The 16,303-nt window shown below is 31.8% G+C and carries 15 protein-coding genes; 9 read left to right on the top strand and 6 right to left on the bottom strand.

The window, feature by feature from the left end:
- Positions 1-73 precede the first annotated feature (73 nt).
- Positions 74-1,585: a sodium:solute symporter gene (locus ACOQOS_RS20885; protein WP_420572413.1), complete on the top strand. Its 1,512-nt coding sequence runs from the start codon at positions 74-76 to the stop codon at positions 1,583-1,585.
- On the opposite strand, the gene ACOQOS_RS20880 is transcribed toward ACOQOS_RS20885, so the two are convergent.
- The gene (locus tag ACOQOS_RS20880) at positions 1,562-1,918 is read right to left on the bottom strand and encodes a CoA-binding protein (protein ID WP_420572412.1); all 357 of its coding nucleotides are present in this window, start codon (positions 1,916-1,918) and stop codon (positions 1,562-1,564) included. The two genes, ACOQOS_RS20885 and ACOQOS_RS20880, sit on opposite strands and share 24 nt — an antisense overlap.
- 209 nt (positions 1,919-2,127) lie before the next feature.
- Here ACOQOS_RS20880 and ACOQOS_RS20875 point away from each other — a divergent pair, with 209 nt between their 5' ends.
- On the top strand, positions 2,128-4,596 hold the full coding sequence (locus tag ACOQOS_RS20875) for an outer membrane beta-barrel protein (protein WP_420572411.1): 2,469 nt from the start codon (positions 2,128-2,130) through the stop codon (positions 4,594-4,596).
- Between the two features lie 415 nt (positions 4,597-5,011).
- Here ACOQOS_RS20875 and ACOQOS_RS20870 read toward each other — a convergent pair whose 3' ends face one another.
- Positions 5,012-6,028 carry a beta-ketoacyl-ACP synthase III gene (locus tag ACOQOS_RS20870; protein WP_420572410.1) on the bottom strand — a complete coding sequence of 339 codons (1,017 nt, stop codon included), beginning with the start codon at positions 6,026-6,028 and terminating at the stop codon, positions 5,012-5,014.
- Between the two features lie 406 nt (positions 6,029-6,434).
- Here ACOQOS_RS20870 and htpG point away from each other — a divergent pair, with 406 nt between their 5' ends.
- The 3 genes from htpG (at position 6,435) to ACOQOS_RS20855 (ending at position 11,058) form a co-directional block, all read left to right on the top strand.
- Positions 6,435-8,321 (top strand): molecular chaperone HtpG, encoded by a 1,887-nt coding sequence (gene htpG / locus ACOQOS_RS20865; protein WP_420572409.1) that lies wholly within the window; start codon positions 6,435-6,437, stop codon positions 8,319-8,321.
- Between the two features lie 106 nt (positions 8,322-8,427).
- Complete coding sequence (locus tag ACOQOS_RS20860) at positions 8,428-10,083, top strand: serine hydrolase (RefSeq protein ID WP_420572408.1); 1,656 nt, start codon at positions 8,428-8,430, stop codon at positions 10,081-10,083.
- Positions 10,084-10,170: 87 nt separating this feature from the next.
- A complete protein-coding gene (locus ACOQOS_RS20855; protein WP_420572407.1) occupies positions 10,171-11,058 on the top strand; it encodes an RluA family pseudouridine synthase in 888 nt (295 codons plus the stop codon).
- Between the two features lie 173 nt (positions 11,059-11,231).
- On the opposite strand, the gene ACOQOS_RS20850 is transcribed toward ACOQOS_RS20855, so the two are convergent.
- Complete coding sequence (locus ACOQOS_RS20850; protein ID WP_420572406.1) at positions 11,232-11,435, bottom strand: hypothetical protein; 204 nt, start codon at positions 11,433-11,435, stop codon at positions 11,232-11,234.
- A 197-nt stretch (positions 11,436-11,632) separates the two neighbouring features.
- Here ACOQOS_RS20850 and ribB point away from each other — a divergent pair, with 197 nt between their 5' ends.
- Both ribB and ACOQOS_RS20840 read left to right on the top strand, forming a co-directional pair.
- Positions 11,633-12,295: a 3,4-dihydroxy-2-butanone-4-phosphate synthase gene (ribB, locus tag ACOQOS_RS20845; protein WP_420572405.1), complete on the top strand. Its 663-nt coding sequence runs from the start codon at positions 11,633-11,635 to the stop codon at positions 12,293-12,295.
- Positions 12,296-12,916: a Crp/Fnr family transcriptional regulator gene (locus ACOQOS_RS20840; protein ID WP_420572404.1), complete on the top strand. Its 621-nt coding sequence runs from the start codon at positions 12,296-12,298 to the stop codon at positions 12,914-12,916.
- Between the two features lie 103 nt (positions 12,917-13,019).
- On the opposite strand, the gene ACOQOS_RS20835 is transcribed toward ACOQOS_RS20840, so the two are convergent.
- The 3 genes from ACOQOS_RS20835 to ACOQOS_RS20825 all read right to left on the bottom strand — a co-directional run bounded on the left by ACOQOS_RS20835 (position 13,020) and on the right by ACOQOS_RS20825 (position 14,418).
- Positions 13,020-13,259 (bottom strand): hypothetical protein, encoded by a 240-nt coding sequence (locus tag ACOQOS_RS20835; RefSeq protein ID WP_420572403.1) that lies wholly within the window; start codon positions 13,257-13,259, stop codon positions 13,020-13,022.
- A 137-nt stretch (positions 13,260-13,396) separates the two neighbouring features.
- Positions 13,397-13,561, bottom strand: coding sequence for a class I lanthipeptide (locus ACOQOS_RS20830; protein WP_420572402.1), 165 nt, complete (start codon positions 13,559-13,561; stop codon positions 13,397-13,399).
- 182 nt (positions 13,562-13,743) lie between these two features.
- Entirely contained in the window at positions 13,744-14,418 is a 675-nt protein-coding gene (locus ACOQOS_RS20825; RefSeq protein ID WP_420575171.1) for a M15 family metallopeptidase, read from the bottom strand.
- A 29-nt stretch (positions 14,419-14,447) separates the two neighbouring features.
- On the opposite strand from ACOQOS_RS20825, the gene ACOQOS_RS20820 reads away from it, so the two are divergent.
- Complete coding sequence (locus ACOQOS_RS20820; RefSeq protein ID WP_420572401.1) at positions 14,448-15,635, top strand: tetratricopeptide repeat protein; 1,188 nt, start codon at positions 14,448-14,450, stop codon at positions 15,633-15,635.
- Positions 15,625-16,227 (top strand): alpha-ketoglutarate-dependent dioxygenase AlkB family protein, encoded by a 603-nt coding sequence (locus ACOQOS_RS20815; protein WP_420572400.1) that lies wholly within the window; start codon positions 15,625-15,627, stop codon positions 16,225-16,227. Before ACOQOS_RS20820 ends, ACOQOS_RS20815 begins: the two co-directional genes overlap by 11 nt.
- Positions 16,228-16,303 lie beyond the last annotated feature (76 nt).

Here is a 16,303-nt window from a genome sequence, read left to right as displayed (position 1 = left end):
CCTTTAAATATTTTACGAATTTACACTTTATAATGATGAAGTTTGTATTTTGCAATACCGAAAATTTACACAGATGCAATCCATTCATATTTTATTACTGATCGCCGGATATTTTGGCGTTTTGATTTTAATCTCTTATTTCACGGGAAAAGACGATAGCAATGAAACCTTTTTTAAAGCATCTCGAAAATCGCCTTGGTATGTAGTTGCCTTTGGAATGATTGGTGCTTCGCTTTCGGGTGTAACTTTTATTTCTGTTCCTGGTTGGGTTGAAGCTTCAAAGTTTAGTTACATGCAAGTCGTTTTTGGCTATTTGGTCGGTTATTTTATTATTGCATATGTATTAATGCCTATTTATTATCGATTGAATGTAACGTCTATTTATCAGTACTTAGAAGATCGATTTGGCGTCGTAAGTTATAAAACAGGTGCTTTTTTCTTTTTGATTTCCAGAATTTTAGGCGCAGCTTTCCGATTGTATTTAGTTGCTATTGTATTGCAACGTTATGTATTTGATTCGTATAATATTCCGTTTGCTGTCACTGTAACCTTATCTATTTTACTGATTTGGCTCTATACGTTTCGTGGCGGAATTAAAACGATTGTTTGGACAGATACACTGCAAACCCTATTTATGTTGGTTGCTGTTGGCGTAGCCATTTATTTGATTTTAGGTGATTTAGACATGAGTTTTGGTGAATTTTGGAACTCAGAAACTTTGGAGCAATACAATCAAATATGGTTTACAGATAACTTGATGGCAAAAAATTATTTTATTAAATCATTCCTTGGCGGATTGTTTATTGCGGTGTGTATGACTGGGTTAGATCAAGATATGATGCAAAAGAATTTGACGTGCAAAAGTTTGGGTGATGCGCAAAAAAATATGATTTCATTTAGCGTCGTTCTGGTTGTTGTGAATATGATCTTTTTATTATTAGGAGCTTTGGTTTATATGTTTGCAGCTAAACACAGTATTGAAGTTCCATTGATGGACGGAAAACCAAGAACAGATTTATTGTTTCCTGAAATCGCGCTCAAAGGCGGATTGGGAATTTCGTTAGCTATTGTATTTTTACTCGGATTAATTGCTGCAGCATACTCTAGTGCTGATTCTGCCTTAACTTCCTTGACAACTTCTTTTTCAGTTGATTTTCTAGATATCGAAAAGAAACCAGAAAAAGAACAAAAAAGCACACGAAAAATAGTGCATGTTGCCATGTCTGTTGTGCTTATTATTGTAGTTATCATCTTTAATAGCCTAAGCAATAAAAGCGTCATTGACAGTTTATTGACAATTGCTGGTTACACGTACGGACCGTTATTAGGTTTGTTTGCTTTCGGAATTTTCACCAAATACAGAATCGTTGATAAAAATGTTTGGATTGTGACGCTTGTTTCAATTTGCTTAACTTATGTATTAGCAAATTTTGGAGCATACTATACTTACTTTACTGCAGATGTAGCCGACATGGCAGCAGCAGTAAAACTTTCAAAAGAAACTTATTATCAATTCGGATATGAATTATTACCTATTAACGGATTGCTTACATTCCTGGGCTTAATATTGATCAGACGCCAATAGAACCAAAGTACAAGCAACATGACATTTGATATCTCTTTCTTTTAGCATTTGACAAAATTCAGAATTTTCCGTTCCAGGATTAAAAATTATACGCTCTGGTTTTAATGAAAGTATATATTCATAATAATCTGGTTGCACTTTAGGGTTTAAATATAAAGTCACCGTATGAATATCTTCGTATGGTAAGAGTTCTGTATCAATTGTAATGCCATTAATTTCTCCTTCTTTTAAACCGAAAGCGACAACTTCATGTCCTTTAGTTGCCAATTTACGTACGGCTTTATGAGAAAAGCGATGCGACTTCATAGAAGCGCCTAACACTAGTGTTTTCAATAGGTTATGGTATTTAGTTTTACGATTTTGGGTACACTCACTGGTAATGAGACTACAAATCTAGTGATTTTTCACATGTTACGCTGTTATTTGTTAAAATATGTTAAAAGATGTTAAAGAACGTAACACAATAACTTCTGCGTCGTCAAGTATGCATAATTCTAGTAAGACTAGGATTTATCATCAAAAACAAAAAACGGACTAATTAAATGAAAAAACTATTCTCACTATGCATGGTGATGCTATGCTTTGCATTACATGCTCAAAACTCAACCCCCAAAATTGGAACTGTACAAGGAAAGGTTATCGACGCTGGTACTAATGAAGCGATTCCTTATGCAACTATTGTAATAAAATCAAAAGCTGATAGTAAAGTTTTAACAGGGGCAATTTCTGATGACAAAGGAAACTTCAAAATCAATAAAATTCCTGCTGGAACTATAGCTATAGATATACAATTTATCGGATACGAAACTGTATCAAGAGAAGCAAGTATTACAAATGACAATAAAAATGTTAATCTAGGTACCATTTCACTAGCAGAAAGTGCTACTACACTAAATGAAGTAGAAGTTGTTGCCGAACGTACAACGATTGAACAAAAAGTAGATCGTAAAGTGATTACGGTTGGAAAAGACTTGGTAACAAGTGGTCCAACTGCTTCTGACATTATGAACAATTTACCTTCTGTAAACGTAGATCAACAAACTGGAGCTATTAGCTTACGAGGAAATCAAAACGTACGTGTTATGGTTGATGGAAAACTTTCTAATATTCCAACAGCACAATTATTACGTCAATTACCTTCTAATTCTATCAAAAAAATTGAATTAATTACAAATCCTTCTGCAAAATATAACCCTGAAGGAATGAGTGGAATTATCAATATTGTATTACGTAAAAATGTAAATATTGGTTTCAATGGAAATGTAAATATTGGTTTAACACGTGAGCGTGAAGCTAAATTCAACAGTTCTATTGATATGAATTATCGTAATGGAAAATTCAATGTATTTGGTAACTACGGAAACAATATTTCTAAAAATGCTAATGATGGAAATATTTTTAGAGTAGATGAAAACTCTGAGCAGTTATTTAGCTTTTTAGACAATCGTAAAACACACTTATTTAAAGTTGGAGTTGATGTATACCTAAATGAAAAGAATACTATTTCTTTCTTTACTAATCAAAATATTACGGATAGTAAAACAGATGGTATCACAAGAGTATTTTTCTATGACAATCCAGCTTTCAATAATCTACAAGATTTCTTAGCAGCTAATGATAATCTTGCTTCTCAATACAACTTTAATTATAAGTATGATATCAATGATGAAGGACATAATATTGAATTGGAAGTAGATTATAATGTGTTTGATGCTGAAGATAATATCAACTTTGCTTTTGCTGGCGCAGGAACATTTCCGAACTATATGGATGAGACGGAAACAGATAGAGATCGTACTACTATTAACTTAGATTATGTACGTCCAATGAAAAATAAAGCAAAATTAGAGCTTGGTGCTGAAGCACGTTTATTCAACTCTGGTATTGATTATCAGTCTACTGGATTTTCATTCAATGAAATCGGAGATTTACGTAGAACTCCTACTACTGATTTTGATTATAGCAGAGATATTTATTCTGTTTATGGAACCTATGGAAAACAATTTGAAAAATGGTCATACCAAGTAGGAGTTAGAGCAGAAAGTGTTCAAGTTGACGCAAATGCTTTATCAAGAGAAATTGTAAACACTGATCAAACAAATATTGTTTTTGAAAACGATTACATTCAAGTATATCCATCAGCGTTTTTCACGTATACTCCTTCTGAGAAAAATTCATATCAAGTAAGTTATAGTAGACGTGTAGATCGTCCAGGAATTGGACAAGTAAATCCAATTAGAGAATGGAGTACGCCATTAATCTCTTCTTTTGGAAACATCAACTTAGAGCCACAGTTTACGAACTCTATGGAAGCAAACTACACTCGAAGAATTGGAAACAAAGGAACAATTACTGGAGGTGTTTTTTACAGACTTATTGAAGATGAAATAAACAGAGCTGTTTTTGTAGATCGTACCGATATCAACAGATTAATCTTAACGCATGATAACTTCGACAATACTTCAGCATATGGAGTAGAAGTTTCAAGTAATTTCAGACCGACAAATTGGTGGAGTTTTAATGCTAGTTTTGATTTCTTCTCACAAACACAAAAGGGAATTACTGAATCATTAAATGCACCAACAGATGTTGCTACTGTAGATAATATTGTTAGAGAAACTGTTGAAGTTGATAATGCTGCTTGGAACTTTAGAATGTTTAACAACTTTAGAGTTACCAAAAAGCTAAACTTATCTGCTTTCGGATTTTACAGAGGAAGTGTACAAGGACTTCAGTTTGAAATGAAACCTATGTATTTTGTAAACATTGGAGCTCGTTACTCATTCGCCCAAGGAAATGGAACATTGAGCGTAAATTACAACGACATCTTTAATACACAAGAATTTGGTTTTGACGGAAACAGACCATTCAGACAAGAAGGAGCTTTCAACTGGGAAAGTAATACTGTAAATGTTTCTATTTCTTATCGTTTTGGAGGAAGAAAATACAGAGCGAAATCTCGTAAGAGACGTGATAATGACGAAAAATCTGGAAGTGGCGGATTCTTATAGACCAATTTTTATAATAATTTAATAGCTTCAATTATTATTGATGGTTAGTGTTAATTGAAAGTTATTAATCAAAGAAAACCTTAGTTGTGCACAACTAGGGTTTTCTATTTTTAGAATCTTTTAGAAATTTTTAAAATGCTATTCACCTGTAAACCGACACTTTTTAGCCGAAAAACTGTTAAAGTTCTATTAAGCTGTAATTAAATCTTTAAAAAAACGAACTAAATTGCAACATCATAAAAGTTATTCGGTATAGATATTAGGTTAATTATTCGAATTTAGCACTCTAAAAATACCCCCTGATATTGCATAAAGTATACTAGATATTTTACTTTTATCTAAGAAAAAATCCCAAGCGCACTAGCACTTGGGATTTTATTTTTACATATCCGCTTTCGCGATATTTCTTTTTATATTACCATTTTATAATCACACTTCCCCAAGTAAATCCACTTCCGAAAGCTGCTAATACAACAGTATCACCTTCTTTTATTTTTCCTTCTTCCCAAGCTTCTGTCAAAGCAATTGGAATAGATGCTGCCGTTGTATTTCCGTAACGCATAATATTGTTATACACCTGATCATTCCCTAAACCAAATTTTTTCTGAATGAATTGTGCAATTCGTAAATTAGCTTGATGCGGAATTAACATATCAATATCTTCTTTTTTCAAACCATTCTGCAACAAACCTTCCATAATTACTTCACTAAAACGAACTACCGCATTTTTAAATACAAATTGTCCATTCATATGTGGAAAATACGAAGTATCTTCTACTCCGTTGGTATGATCATCTATAATATCATTTACCCAACGTGTTCCCATTCCTGGTGCTGTCAATGCTAGTTCTTCTGCATGTTCTCCTTGCGAGTGCAAATGTGTAGACAAAATTCCACGACTTGTATCTTCACTTCTCGTAAGTATTGCGGCTCCAGCTCCATCTCCAAAAATCACAGAAACACCTCTACCACGTGTAGTCATATCTAAACCGTGTGAATGTAATTCAGAACCAATCACTAAAATATTTTTATACATTCCCGTTTTAATGAACTGATCTGCAACTGAAATTGCATAGACAAACCCAGAACATTGATTACGGACATCAAGGGCACCAACTGTTTTAATGTCTAACTCTTTTTGTACCATAACTCCTGGTCCAGGGAAATAATAATCGGGGCTCAACGTTGCAAAAATGATAAAGTCAATATCGTCTTTATCAATTCCTGCTCTTTCTATTGCTACTTTCGCAGCTTTAATTCCCATTCCTGAGGTTGTATCTTCTGTTCCCTTTACGGCAAATCTTCTTTCTTTAATTCCTGTGCGTTCTTGAATCCATTCGTCATTCGTATCCATTAATTTGGATAAATCATCATTGGTAACTACATTATCTGGCACGTAATGTCCTAATCCTATAATTCTTGATGTATACATAAATTGTAGATTTTTAATTTTTGGTAGCGAAATCGCAGCATAAATTTACGAATTCTTAAAACTTGAACCGCAATAATAAGAATTAATAATTACATCTGTGTAGTATTTTGATGTACTTCAACAAAAAAGCACATTTATATTTTATAAATGTGCTTTAAAACAACCTAACCAATAAATAAACAATTGATTAAGGGATTATTTGTCTTAAATCGTAATTACTACCCTTAATCATTATTGTATAAATCGAAATGATTTTTAATTCCTTACATTAAATTTTATTTTTTTTTGAAAAACTTCTATTTGACAGAAATTATGTCATCTTGTCACTTGTTTAAAAATGGTATTTTTTTTGAAAAGAATGACTTCAAACAATACTAATTTTAATCATAAACTAAAAAGATAACAAATGGCAACAGGAAATATTAATGTATCTGTAGAAAATATTTTCCCCTTAATTAAGAAGTTCTTATACAGCGATCACGAAATCTTTTTAAGAGAACTTATTTCGAATGCAACCGATGCTACACTAAAGCTAAAACACTTAACCAATATTGGAGAAGTAAGTGTTGAATACGGAAATCCTGTAATCGAAATTAAAGTAGATAAAGAAGGAAAGAAACTGCATATTATCGATCAAGGAATCGGAATGTCTGCAGATGAAATTCAAAAATATATCAACGAAGTGGCTTTTTCTGGAGCCGAAGAATTTTTAGAAAAATATAAAGATTCTGCCAAAGATTCAGGAATTATCGGACATTTTGGACTTGGATTCTATTCTGCATTTATGGTTGCAGAAAAAGTAGAAATTATCTCTAAAAGTCATAGCGATGCAAAAGCGGCACATTGGACATGTGATGGTTCGCCACAATTTACTCTAGAAGAACACGGTAAAACAGAAAGAGGAACAGAAATTATTTTACACATCGCAGAAGATTCAACAGAATTTCTAGAAGATTCAAGAATCAATGAATTATTAGTAAAATATAACAAGTTCATGCCTATTCCAATTAAATTTGGAACTAAGGAAGAAACTTTACCACTTCCAGAAGATGCAGAAGAAGGTGCTGAAGCTGAAAAAATTACAGTTGATAATATTATCAACAATCCAAATCCAGCTTGGACAAAACAACCTACCGACTTAGAAGAAGCAGATTATAAAAATTTCTACCGCGAATTGTATCCAATGCAATTTGAAGAACCTTTATTTAATATTCACTTAAACGTAGATTACCCGTTTAATTTAACTGGTATTTTATACTTCCCTAAACTTGGGAATGATATGAATATGCAAAAGGATAGAATCCAATTGTACCAAAATCAAGTATTTGTTACTGATAATGTTGAAGGAATTGTTCCTGAGTTTTTAACAATGCTAAAAGGTGTAATTGATTCTCCAGATATTCCATTGAATGTATCGCGTTCTTACTTACAAGCTGATGGAAATGTAAAGAAAATCTCTTCTTATATTACTCGTAAAGTAGCTGATAAATTGAATTCTTTATTCAAAAATAACAGAGAAGATTTTGAAGCAAAATGGGATGATATTAAAATTGTGATTGAATATGGAATGCTTTCTGAAGAAAAATTCTTTGACAAAGCAGACAAGTTTGCATTATATCCTTCTGTAGATGGAACGTATTATACATATGAAGAATTATACGAGAAAATCAAAGATACGCAGACAGATAAAGATGATAAAACAATCATTTTATATGCTTCTAACAAAGATCAACAACATAGTTATATTGAAGCTGCCAAAGAAAAAGGATACGAAGTATTGTTGTTAGACTCTCCTATTGTTTCTCACTTAATTCAAAAATTAGAAACATCAAAAGAAAAGATTTCATTTGCGCGTGTAGATGCTGATCATATTGACAACATCATCAAAAAAGACGAAGAACAAATCTCGAAACTTTCAGATGAAGAAAAAGAGTCATTAAAGACAACATTAACCGAAGTAGTTCCTGCTGATAAGTATACAGTTCAGTTGGAAGCAATGGATTCTAACGCTTCACCATTTATGATCACGCAACCTGAGTTTATGCGTCGTATGAAAGAAATGCAACAAACTGGCGGTGGCGGAATGTTTGGAATGGGCAATTTCCCAGAAATGTACAATTTAATCGTAAACACAAATCACGAATTAGTTGGACAAATTCTAAACACAAAAACTAAGAAAAAGCAAGAGCGCTTAATCAAACAATCTCTTGATTTAGCACGTTTATCACAAAACTTACTAACGGGAGAAGAATTGACACAATTCATAAAACGTAGTTACGAAATGATAAAATAAGAACTAAAAAAATAGTATCTTAAAGCCTCTTCAAATGAAGAGGCTTTTTTTGTAACCAAAACATACTATGAATCGTCAAACCTACATTCAATCAAAACAAAAAAACATGAAAAAAAACGTACTATTTAAACCGCTTTTCCTATTTCTTTTTATCGCACTTCCTTTAGTTTTGTTTTCGCAAAACATGGAGAAAGATATTGATCAAATTATGGAAAATCAATATCAAAAGGCAAATTATGGCGCCACAGTTTTAGTGGCAAAAGATGGTAAAACTATTTATAAAAAAGGCTTTGGAAAGGCTAATGTAGAATTGGATATCGCTATGATGCCAGAACATGTTTTTGAAATCGGATCAATCACAAAGCAATTTACTGCCATTGGTATTCTAATGTTATTGGAAGAAGGAAAGCTTTCGCTAGATGATGAAATCACAAAATACATTCCCGATTATCCAACTCAAGACACAAAAATCACCATTCATCATTTATTGACACATACATCCGGAATTAAAAGTTATACATCCATTCCTTCATTAAGAGAATTTGCTAGAAAAGATCTAAAAGTCACCGAACTTATTGATGCTTTTAAAAACGAGCCAATGGATTTTAAACCTGGTGAGCAATTTCGTTACAACAATTCTGGATACGTGCTTTTAGGATACATCATTGAAAAAGTAACCAATGCCTCGTACGAAGATTTCCTTCAAAAACGAATTTTTGACAAGCTAAACATGAAAAATTCTTACTATGGAAGCAAATCTAGAATTATAAAAAATAGAGCTTCTGGTTATCAAGAACGTGAAGATGGTTTTGCAAATGCTGACTATATTAGTATGACTATTCCGTATGCAGCAGGCTCTATAATGTCTACTGTTGATGATTTATTATTATGGAATAAAGCTGTTCGTAACCACAAATTGATCTCAAAAGAAAGTTTAGCTAAAGCCTTTACCAATTATACATTAAACAATGGAGATAAGATGAATTATGGCTACGGATGGTTTCATAATTCCATTAAAGATGTTCCCGTAATGGAGCATAGCGGAGGAATTTTTGGATATTCTACTCAAGGAATTTATGTTCCAAGTGAAAATGTCTATGTCATTATTTTAACCAATTGCGATTGTGATTCTCCATCAGAAGCTGCGAATAAAATTGCTGCTATTGCAATAGGAAAACCATATCCAAAACCAGCAGATGCCATCAAACTGAGCAACAAAGAACTTAAAAAATGGACTGGAGCTTACAAATTTGATGATGGTGCAATACGAGTAATTACACTAAAAGGAAATCAATTGTATAGTCAGCGTACAGACAGTGATTCTGAATTTAAAATTTTCCCGCTTTCGCAGAATCGTTTTTTCTTCGAAGACAGTTTTGCTGAAATTATTTTCGCTGAAGGAAAACAAAAGAAAGCTATTTTTAAAGTAAACATGTCTGAAACGAAAGGAATTGAAACAGATGCAAAATTGCCTGAACCCAAAAAAGAGATACAACTTCCTGTAGAAACTTTGAAAAAATATATAGGAACGTATGAGTTAGCTCCTAATTTCTTAATTGAAGTTACTGTAGAAGGAAATCAAATTTTTGCACAAGCTACAGGACAATCAAAATTTGAAATGTTCGCTGAATCGGAAGACAATTTCTTCTTAAAAGTAGTCACTGCAAGCATTACTTTTCAAATAGATGAAAGCACTAAACTGCCTAAAAGTTTAACCTTACTACAAGGTGGTGCTACTAATATTGCTAAGAAAATTAAATAAACATATAGTTTACGTATAATAACAACACGAATTTAACAATTGTTAGGTTCGTGTTTTTGTTTGTATGATTTGGTTACTTTTGCAAAGATGAAACTTCTAGAAACACATATGGTCTCAACACTCAATTTACCTGTTCGTATTCAGGAATATGACGTTTCTAATTTTGTAAGTATTACGACTAAAAGTTCACTCAAAAAAGCACTTAAAAAAAAACTAATTTTTATCAATGAAAAAGTAGCTTCCACAGCAACTTTTGTTTCAGAAAATGATGTCATTAAAATTTATGCAGAAGAAACCATCGTAAAGAAAGTTTTTAAACTTACAATTCCCGTTATTTTTGAAGATGAAGATATTGCAATCATCAATAAACCTGCTGGATTTCCCACAAATGGAAATTACTTTAAAACGATTGAAAACGCATTACCACATAATTTAAAACCTTCTGTAGCTATTGACGCCTTGTCTTTTGCGAAACCAGTACATCGCTTGGACAATCCTACATCGGGAATTTTAATCATTGCGAAAACCAAAAATGCCCAAATAGACTTGTACCGACAATTTGAAGAACAACAAATTTCTAAAACCTATCAAGCCATTGTTATTGGAAAAACCGATACTGAAGGAAATATCAATTCAGTTGTAGCTGAAAAAGAAGCTTTTACACATTATAAAACTGAGCAAACTGTTTCTTCCTTACTAAACGAATATCTTTCTCTGGTAAAATTAACGCCTAAAACTGGGCGAACTCACCAATTAAGAGTTCATCTAGCCAGTATAAATCATCCGATTATTGGTGATCAATTGTATGGAAAAAAGGAAGAAAATTATAAAAAAGGATTGTTTTTGTGTGCAACTTCCATTCAATTCACGCATCCTAAAACGAAAGAAAAACTTTCTTTTTCGATAGATCTACCAAATAAATATGGAAGTCTGCTTGCTCGTGAAGAAAGACGCTTTTTGAAATTTAACGCTTAAAATATTTGTAAGTGATTCGTTCATAAACATCTGTAACTTATATTAAAATTAAAAGTTGAGTTAAACACAAAAAAAAGCGAACCGAAGTTCGCTTTCCACAACAATACTATTCTAAAAACCCCTCGTAATTAGAATGTATATAACTGTTTGTTCATTTTAAGTTGATATATGTGTTAGCAAGTACAAGAATAAATAGTTGGACAAGGATGACAACTTCCGTTAGTATCATCTGGAATTGGCTTTAAAGGATCGCTTACAGGATTAAACTTACATTTTACAACTTCTGAAAACGTTGGTCTTCCTCCTTTTACACGAGCTCCCATAACTACAATCATTTTTTTATTGAGTGCTAAACTCTTAAAATTTCGTTTTTTCATGCCTTTCGGTTTTGTAGTTATATCTACTTGGGTGTGTTTTTAAAATTCATTACCCAATATTTTTAAAAAATAAAATTTAAGGTTTGATTTTAGAGAAATAACAACTTACCAAATGGATTAATTTATTGACTTAGGTCAAACAATTTGACTAGAAACAGTATTAGTTTTGAAATTGTTAAAACTTAATAATAATTAAAATGGTAATTGCGGAATTAGATAATTTAAAAGTATTTGGGAACAACAGTCAAGAACGTTTAGAAAAAGCACTAATAAACCTTCAAAACGGAAATGGAGTTATCTTAGTTGATGATGAAGATAGAGAAAATGAAGGTGATTTAATATTCTCTGCTCAAAATATGACTTTGAATCAAATGGCATTGATGATCAGAAAATGTAGCGGAATCATTTGTTTATGCATGACAAATGAGAAAGCGAATTTTCTTAATCTTTCATATATGGTAAAGGAAAATACAAGTAACTTTCAAACACCTTTCACTATTTCAATAGAAGCCAAAGAAGGCGTTACAACTGGAGTTTCTGCTAAAGATAGGTTACAAACCATTCAAGCTGCTTGTAATGAAAATGCAAAAAGTAGTGATTTAGCTAGACCTGGACATATTTTTCCTTTAAGAGCAAATGATAATGGTGTACTCGCAAGAAAAGGACATACAGAAGGAAGTGTCGATTTAATGAGATTGGCTGGACTCAAGCCAGAAGCTGTTTTATGTGAATTGATGGATGATGATGGGACAATGGCGAAAAATGATTCAATTGTACAATTTGCAAAAAAGCATAATTTGATTGTATTATCAATTCAAGATATCATTCAATATCGTACATTAGTAAGAGACTATAAATAGATGGAAGATTATAAAGAACTAACAAATTATATTAGAAAAAATATTACGATTGATGATGAAGATTTAAAAATCGTTTTATCACATTTTAAAACAGTAAAGAAAAAGAAAAATCAAATTTTACTTCCTTGTGGAAAAAATAGTCAAGTTAGTTATTTTGTAAAAAAAGGTTGTTTAAGACTGTTTTATATTGATGAAGAAGGGAAAGATATTACACGCTATATTGCATTTGAAAATCAATTTGCAACAGAATTAGTGAGCTTCATCACAAATCAGCCTGCTCAAGAATCTATTCAAGTAATTGAAAATAGCGAGCTCTTATACATTACTCATGAAGATTTTAGATATCTCATAAAAAGAATTCCTTCATGGAAAGATTTTTACAATGCGTATTTAGAAAAAGCATATGTCAATAATTCTAAAAGATTAATTTCATTTACTACTCTAAATGCATTAGAACGCTATGAACAGCTATTTGAAGTGAATCCAAATATTGTAAAACGTCTACCCAATAAAGTTGTAGCATCTTACATCAACATATCACAAGAAACTTTAAGTAGAATCAAATCCAAATTCTTATTTCAAAAGGAAATAAATATAGAGATAAAAAGTACTAAAAGTTAGCAAAACGTTGTGCTCAATTTGAAAAAAACAGTTTTTTACTAACTATGAAAATCAAATTCAACCTAGTAATCAAAGAAAGCGAACCGAAGTTCGCTTTTAATTCTTAACAAAATCTTGCAAGTGTTTCACAACCTACAACAGTGACTGTACAATCTATCAAAGGACTCGTTACACAAGCTCTGACATCTCTGGTATCAGCTGGACATACGGCATGCCCTGGAGGTCCTTGACATGTTTTGTAAAGTGTTGGCGGTGGCGGTGGCACCATTCCTCCTTTTGGATTTCCAAGATTTGAAATAGATTTCTTGTTAAGTTCTAAATACTTTAAATTCTTTTTTTTCATGACAACATAATTTTGGTTAATTCTTCATTGAAATTATAGAGATTCCCTTCAAAAAGAAAGTTTATCTACTTATTATTTATGAATCATAAGAACAAAAAAAGCGAGCCAAAGCCCGCTTAAACAGTATAAAAAATATACTAAAAATGTCTTGTAGATGTACCTGCCGTGCAATTTGTATGGCAACCAGTCATTTGATTATTACTTTGTGTAGCTCCACCAACTAATCCTTTTGCTTCTTTAGCATCTAATTTTGAAATTGTTTGTTTAGCGAAGTTCAATGTTGTTAATCTGTTTTTTTTCATGGTGTAAAATTTAAATTAATAATGGTAAAAGTTCTTTTTAAGCTAAAATCTAACATGATGTAGTGCTTGAAAATTTAAGTTTCCAAACTTTGTTGATACATAGCAAATTAAAACTAGTAATTTTACATAAAGAGTTTGTACGGTTATACCGTACTTGTAATTAAATAGTTAGAAATGAAAGATTATTCTACTGGAAAATCAAAGTACTGATTCCTATACGGTTCGCCACGCAAAGTAAAGTGCCACCATTCTTGAGGATAATTTCTAAAACCATTTTTTAGCATTACCTCTTGCAATAATTTTCTGTTTTGTAACTGAGTTTTTGTTAACTTTTGATATGCAACCCATGAAATTTCCCCAAAGAAATCATAAGAGCTTCCCATATCTAATTCTTTTTTTGTGTCTAAATTGATAAGTGTAATATCTACGGTACTTCCGCTGCTGTGACGTGATTTTGTTGCAATATATTCCAATCGGAATAAATCTTTTTTGGCCACATTTGGGTAATATTCTTGTTTCATCAATGTATCACTTAAATTTCTTGCCCAACGACGAAAATGATCAACAGCACGTTGCGGTCTGTATGCGTCAAATACTTTGATCCCTAAGTTTTGCTTTTTCAATTCGGCTTGTACTTTTTGTAACGCTGAAGTAGCTGGTAAAGACAAAATACATTTTTCAGCTTCATATCCGTCAATATGTGTTCCCACAAAATTATCAGAACAAAAATATCGCAATTCTATAGTGATATCCGGAATATAATCGGTTACATATACAAAACCTTTTGGTAATTGTGAAGATGACTGAATTGTAAGTAGACTTACAAGAATTAATAGTATATTTATTGACTTTAACATCATAATACAAACATACACATTAAAACTTGATGAACGATCTTACCGAACAAAGTAACAATCAGTTTTGGAAAAAAATAGCTCTAATAATTGGTATTGGAATTGTGTTACTTGCAGTTGTTTACTTTGGAAAAGAGTATAAAACATCTCAAAAAGTAGCTGAAACTACTAAATTTTATGATCAATTTTCAGATGAAAAATATATTGAATTTGCCAAAAAGCTTGAAGCATCTATTCATACAGAAAACCCAAAAATATTTGATAAAAGTATAGATGTTGCTTCTTTTTTTAATTTTTCTGCACGCGAATTGGCAGAAAGCTATAACAAACGAACAGCCATAGCGTTTTTACAACCATACTTAAAATTGGGCGGTTCTATAAGTGCTCAATTGACGTATCCAAGTGATTTTAAATTCACCAAATTTTACAAAAAAGATGGCGTTCCACATATTGTTTTTAGGTTGTATCGTTCTGATTTTATAAATTTTATGGATTTTACGCTTGGCATCAAAGAAGATACAATTGTAGTAACAAACATGTATAATTTTTATTCAGGTATAGTATTCTCAGAAATGATTTCGGAAATGTATTATGAATCAATCAATCAAAGTCAACAATTCATTTCTGAATTAAAAACATATCAACAAGTAAACTCCTATATACAGTCTGGAAGTTATGAAGAAGCATATAACTTATTAGTTTCTATTCCTGTAGAAAAAAGAAATCCACTTCACAATCAATATGTACTAGCTTCTGCTGCAGATTTTGATGCTGATCGATTTATAGAAATCATTAAAAACATCAAAAAAGAAAAGCCTGATGATGAACGATTACATGTATATTTAAATTTACTAGAAACTATTTTTCTAGCTGACATAGACAAACTAAATAAAGCCATTAATGAATTAAAAAAATATGTTGGTGAAGATGCTATCTTTGATGTGTACAGAGGTTTACTGTATAATTTGCAATCAGACTATGACAAAGCAATACCATTCTTTGATCGATTAATTACACAATCTCCAGAATTTCATGATGGTTACATCTACAAACTCTATACCTTGCTGACACAAAACAAAACCGATGAAGCATTAGTTTTAGTAACTAAAATCAAAGAACGTCTTTCCATGAGCGAAGAAAATCTTACGTTTCAAATTTCAGAATTTCAAACTTTTATAAACTCTGAAGCGTATAAAAATATTTTCAAAAGTGCAGAATAATCAAGAAATACAAGGATTTTCACTGCATTTACCAGACGCAGATATTACATATTACCCAAACTTTATAGCACAGGAAGAAGCTACAACTATTTTTGAAACTTTACTAAACGAAACACCTTGGCAACAAGATGATATCAAAGTTTTTGGAAAAGTATATGCACAACCACGATTAACTGCTTTGTATGGAACCAATCAGAAATCATACAGTTACTCCAATATAGAAATGATTCCGCATCCATTAACAGTAACTTTAAACGATTTGAAAAATCTTGTAGACCAAACCTGTAATACAGATTTCACGACATTATTACTAAATTATTATAGAGATGGAAAAGACAGCAATGGTTGGCACGCCGATAATGAAAAAGAATTAGGTAAAAATCCTCTCATCGCCTCACTGAGTTTTGGCCAAGAACGTTTTTTTCACTTAAAGCATCGTACAAATAAGACATTAAAACACAAACTCCTACTCCAACATGGAAGTTTATTAGTGATGAAAGGTGAAACGCAACACCATTGGTTACATCAAATTCCAAAAACTGCAAAACAAATTCAAGGCCGTATCAACATTACATTTCGCATTATCGCATAAAAAAAGCATCTCGTAAGATGCTTTTTTAAAACTAACCAACCAAAAAATGTAAACTACTCTATTTAGAAAGTAACCA

Origin of the sequence: Kordia sp. (assembly GCF_965224175.1) — a bacterium.
Classification (GTDB): Bacteria; Bacteroidota; Bacteroidia; order Flavobacteriales; family Flavobacteriaceae; genus Kordia.
This window is presented reverse-complemented; position numbering and strand designations above follow the sequence as displayed.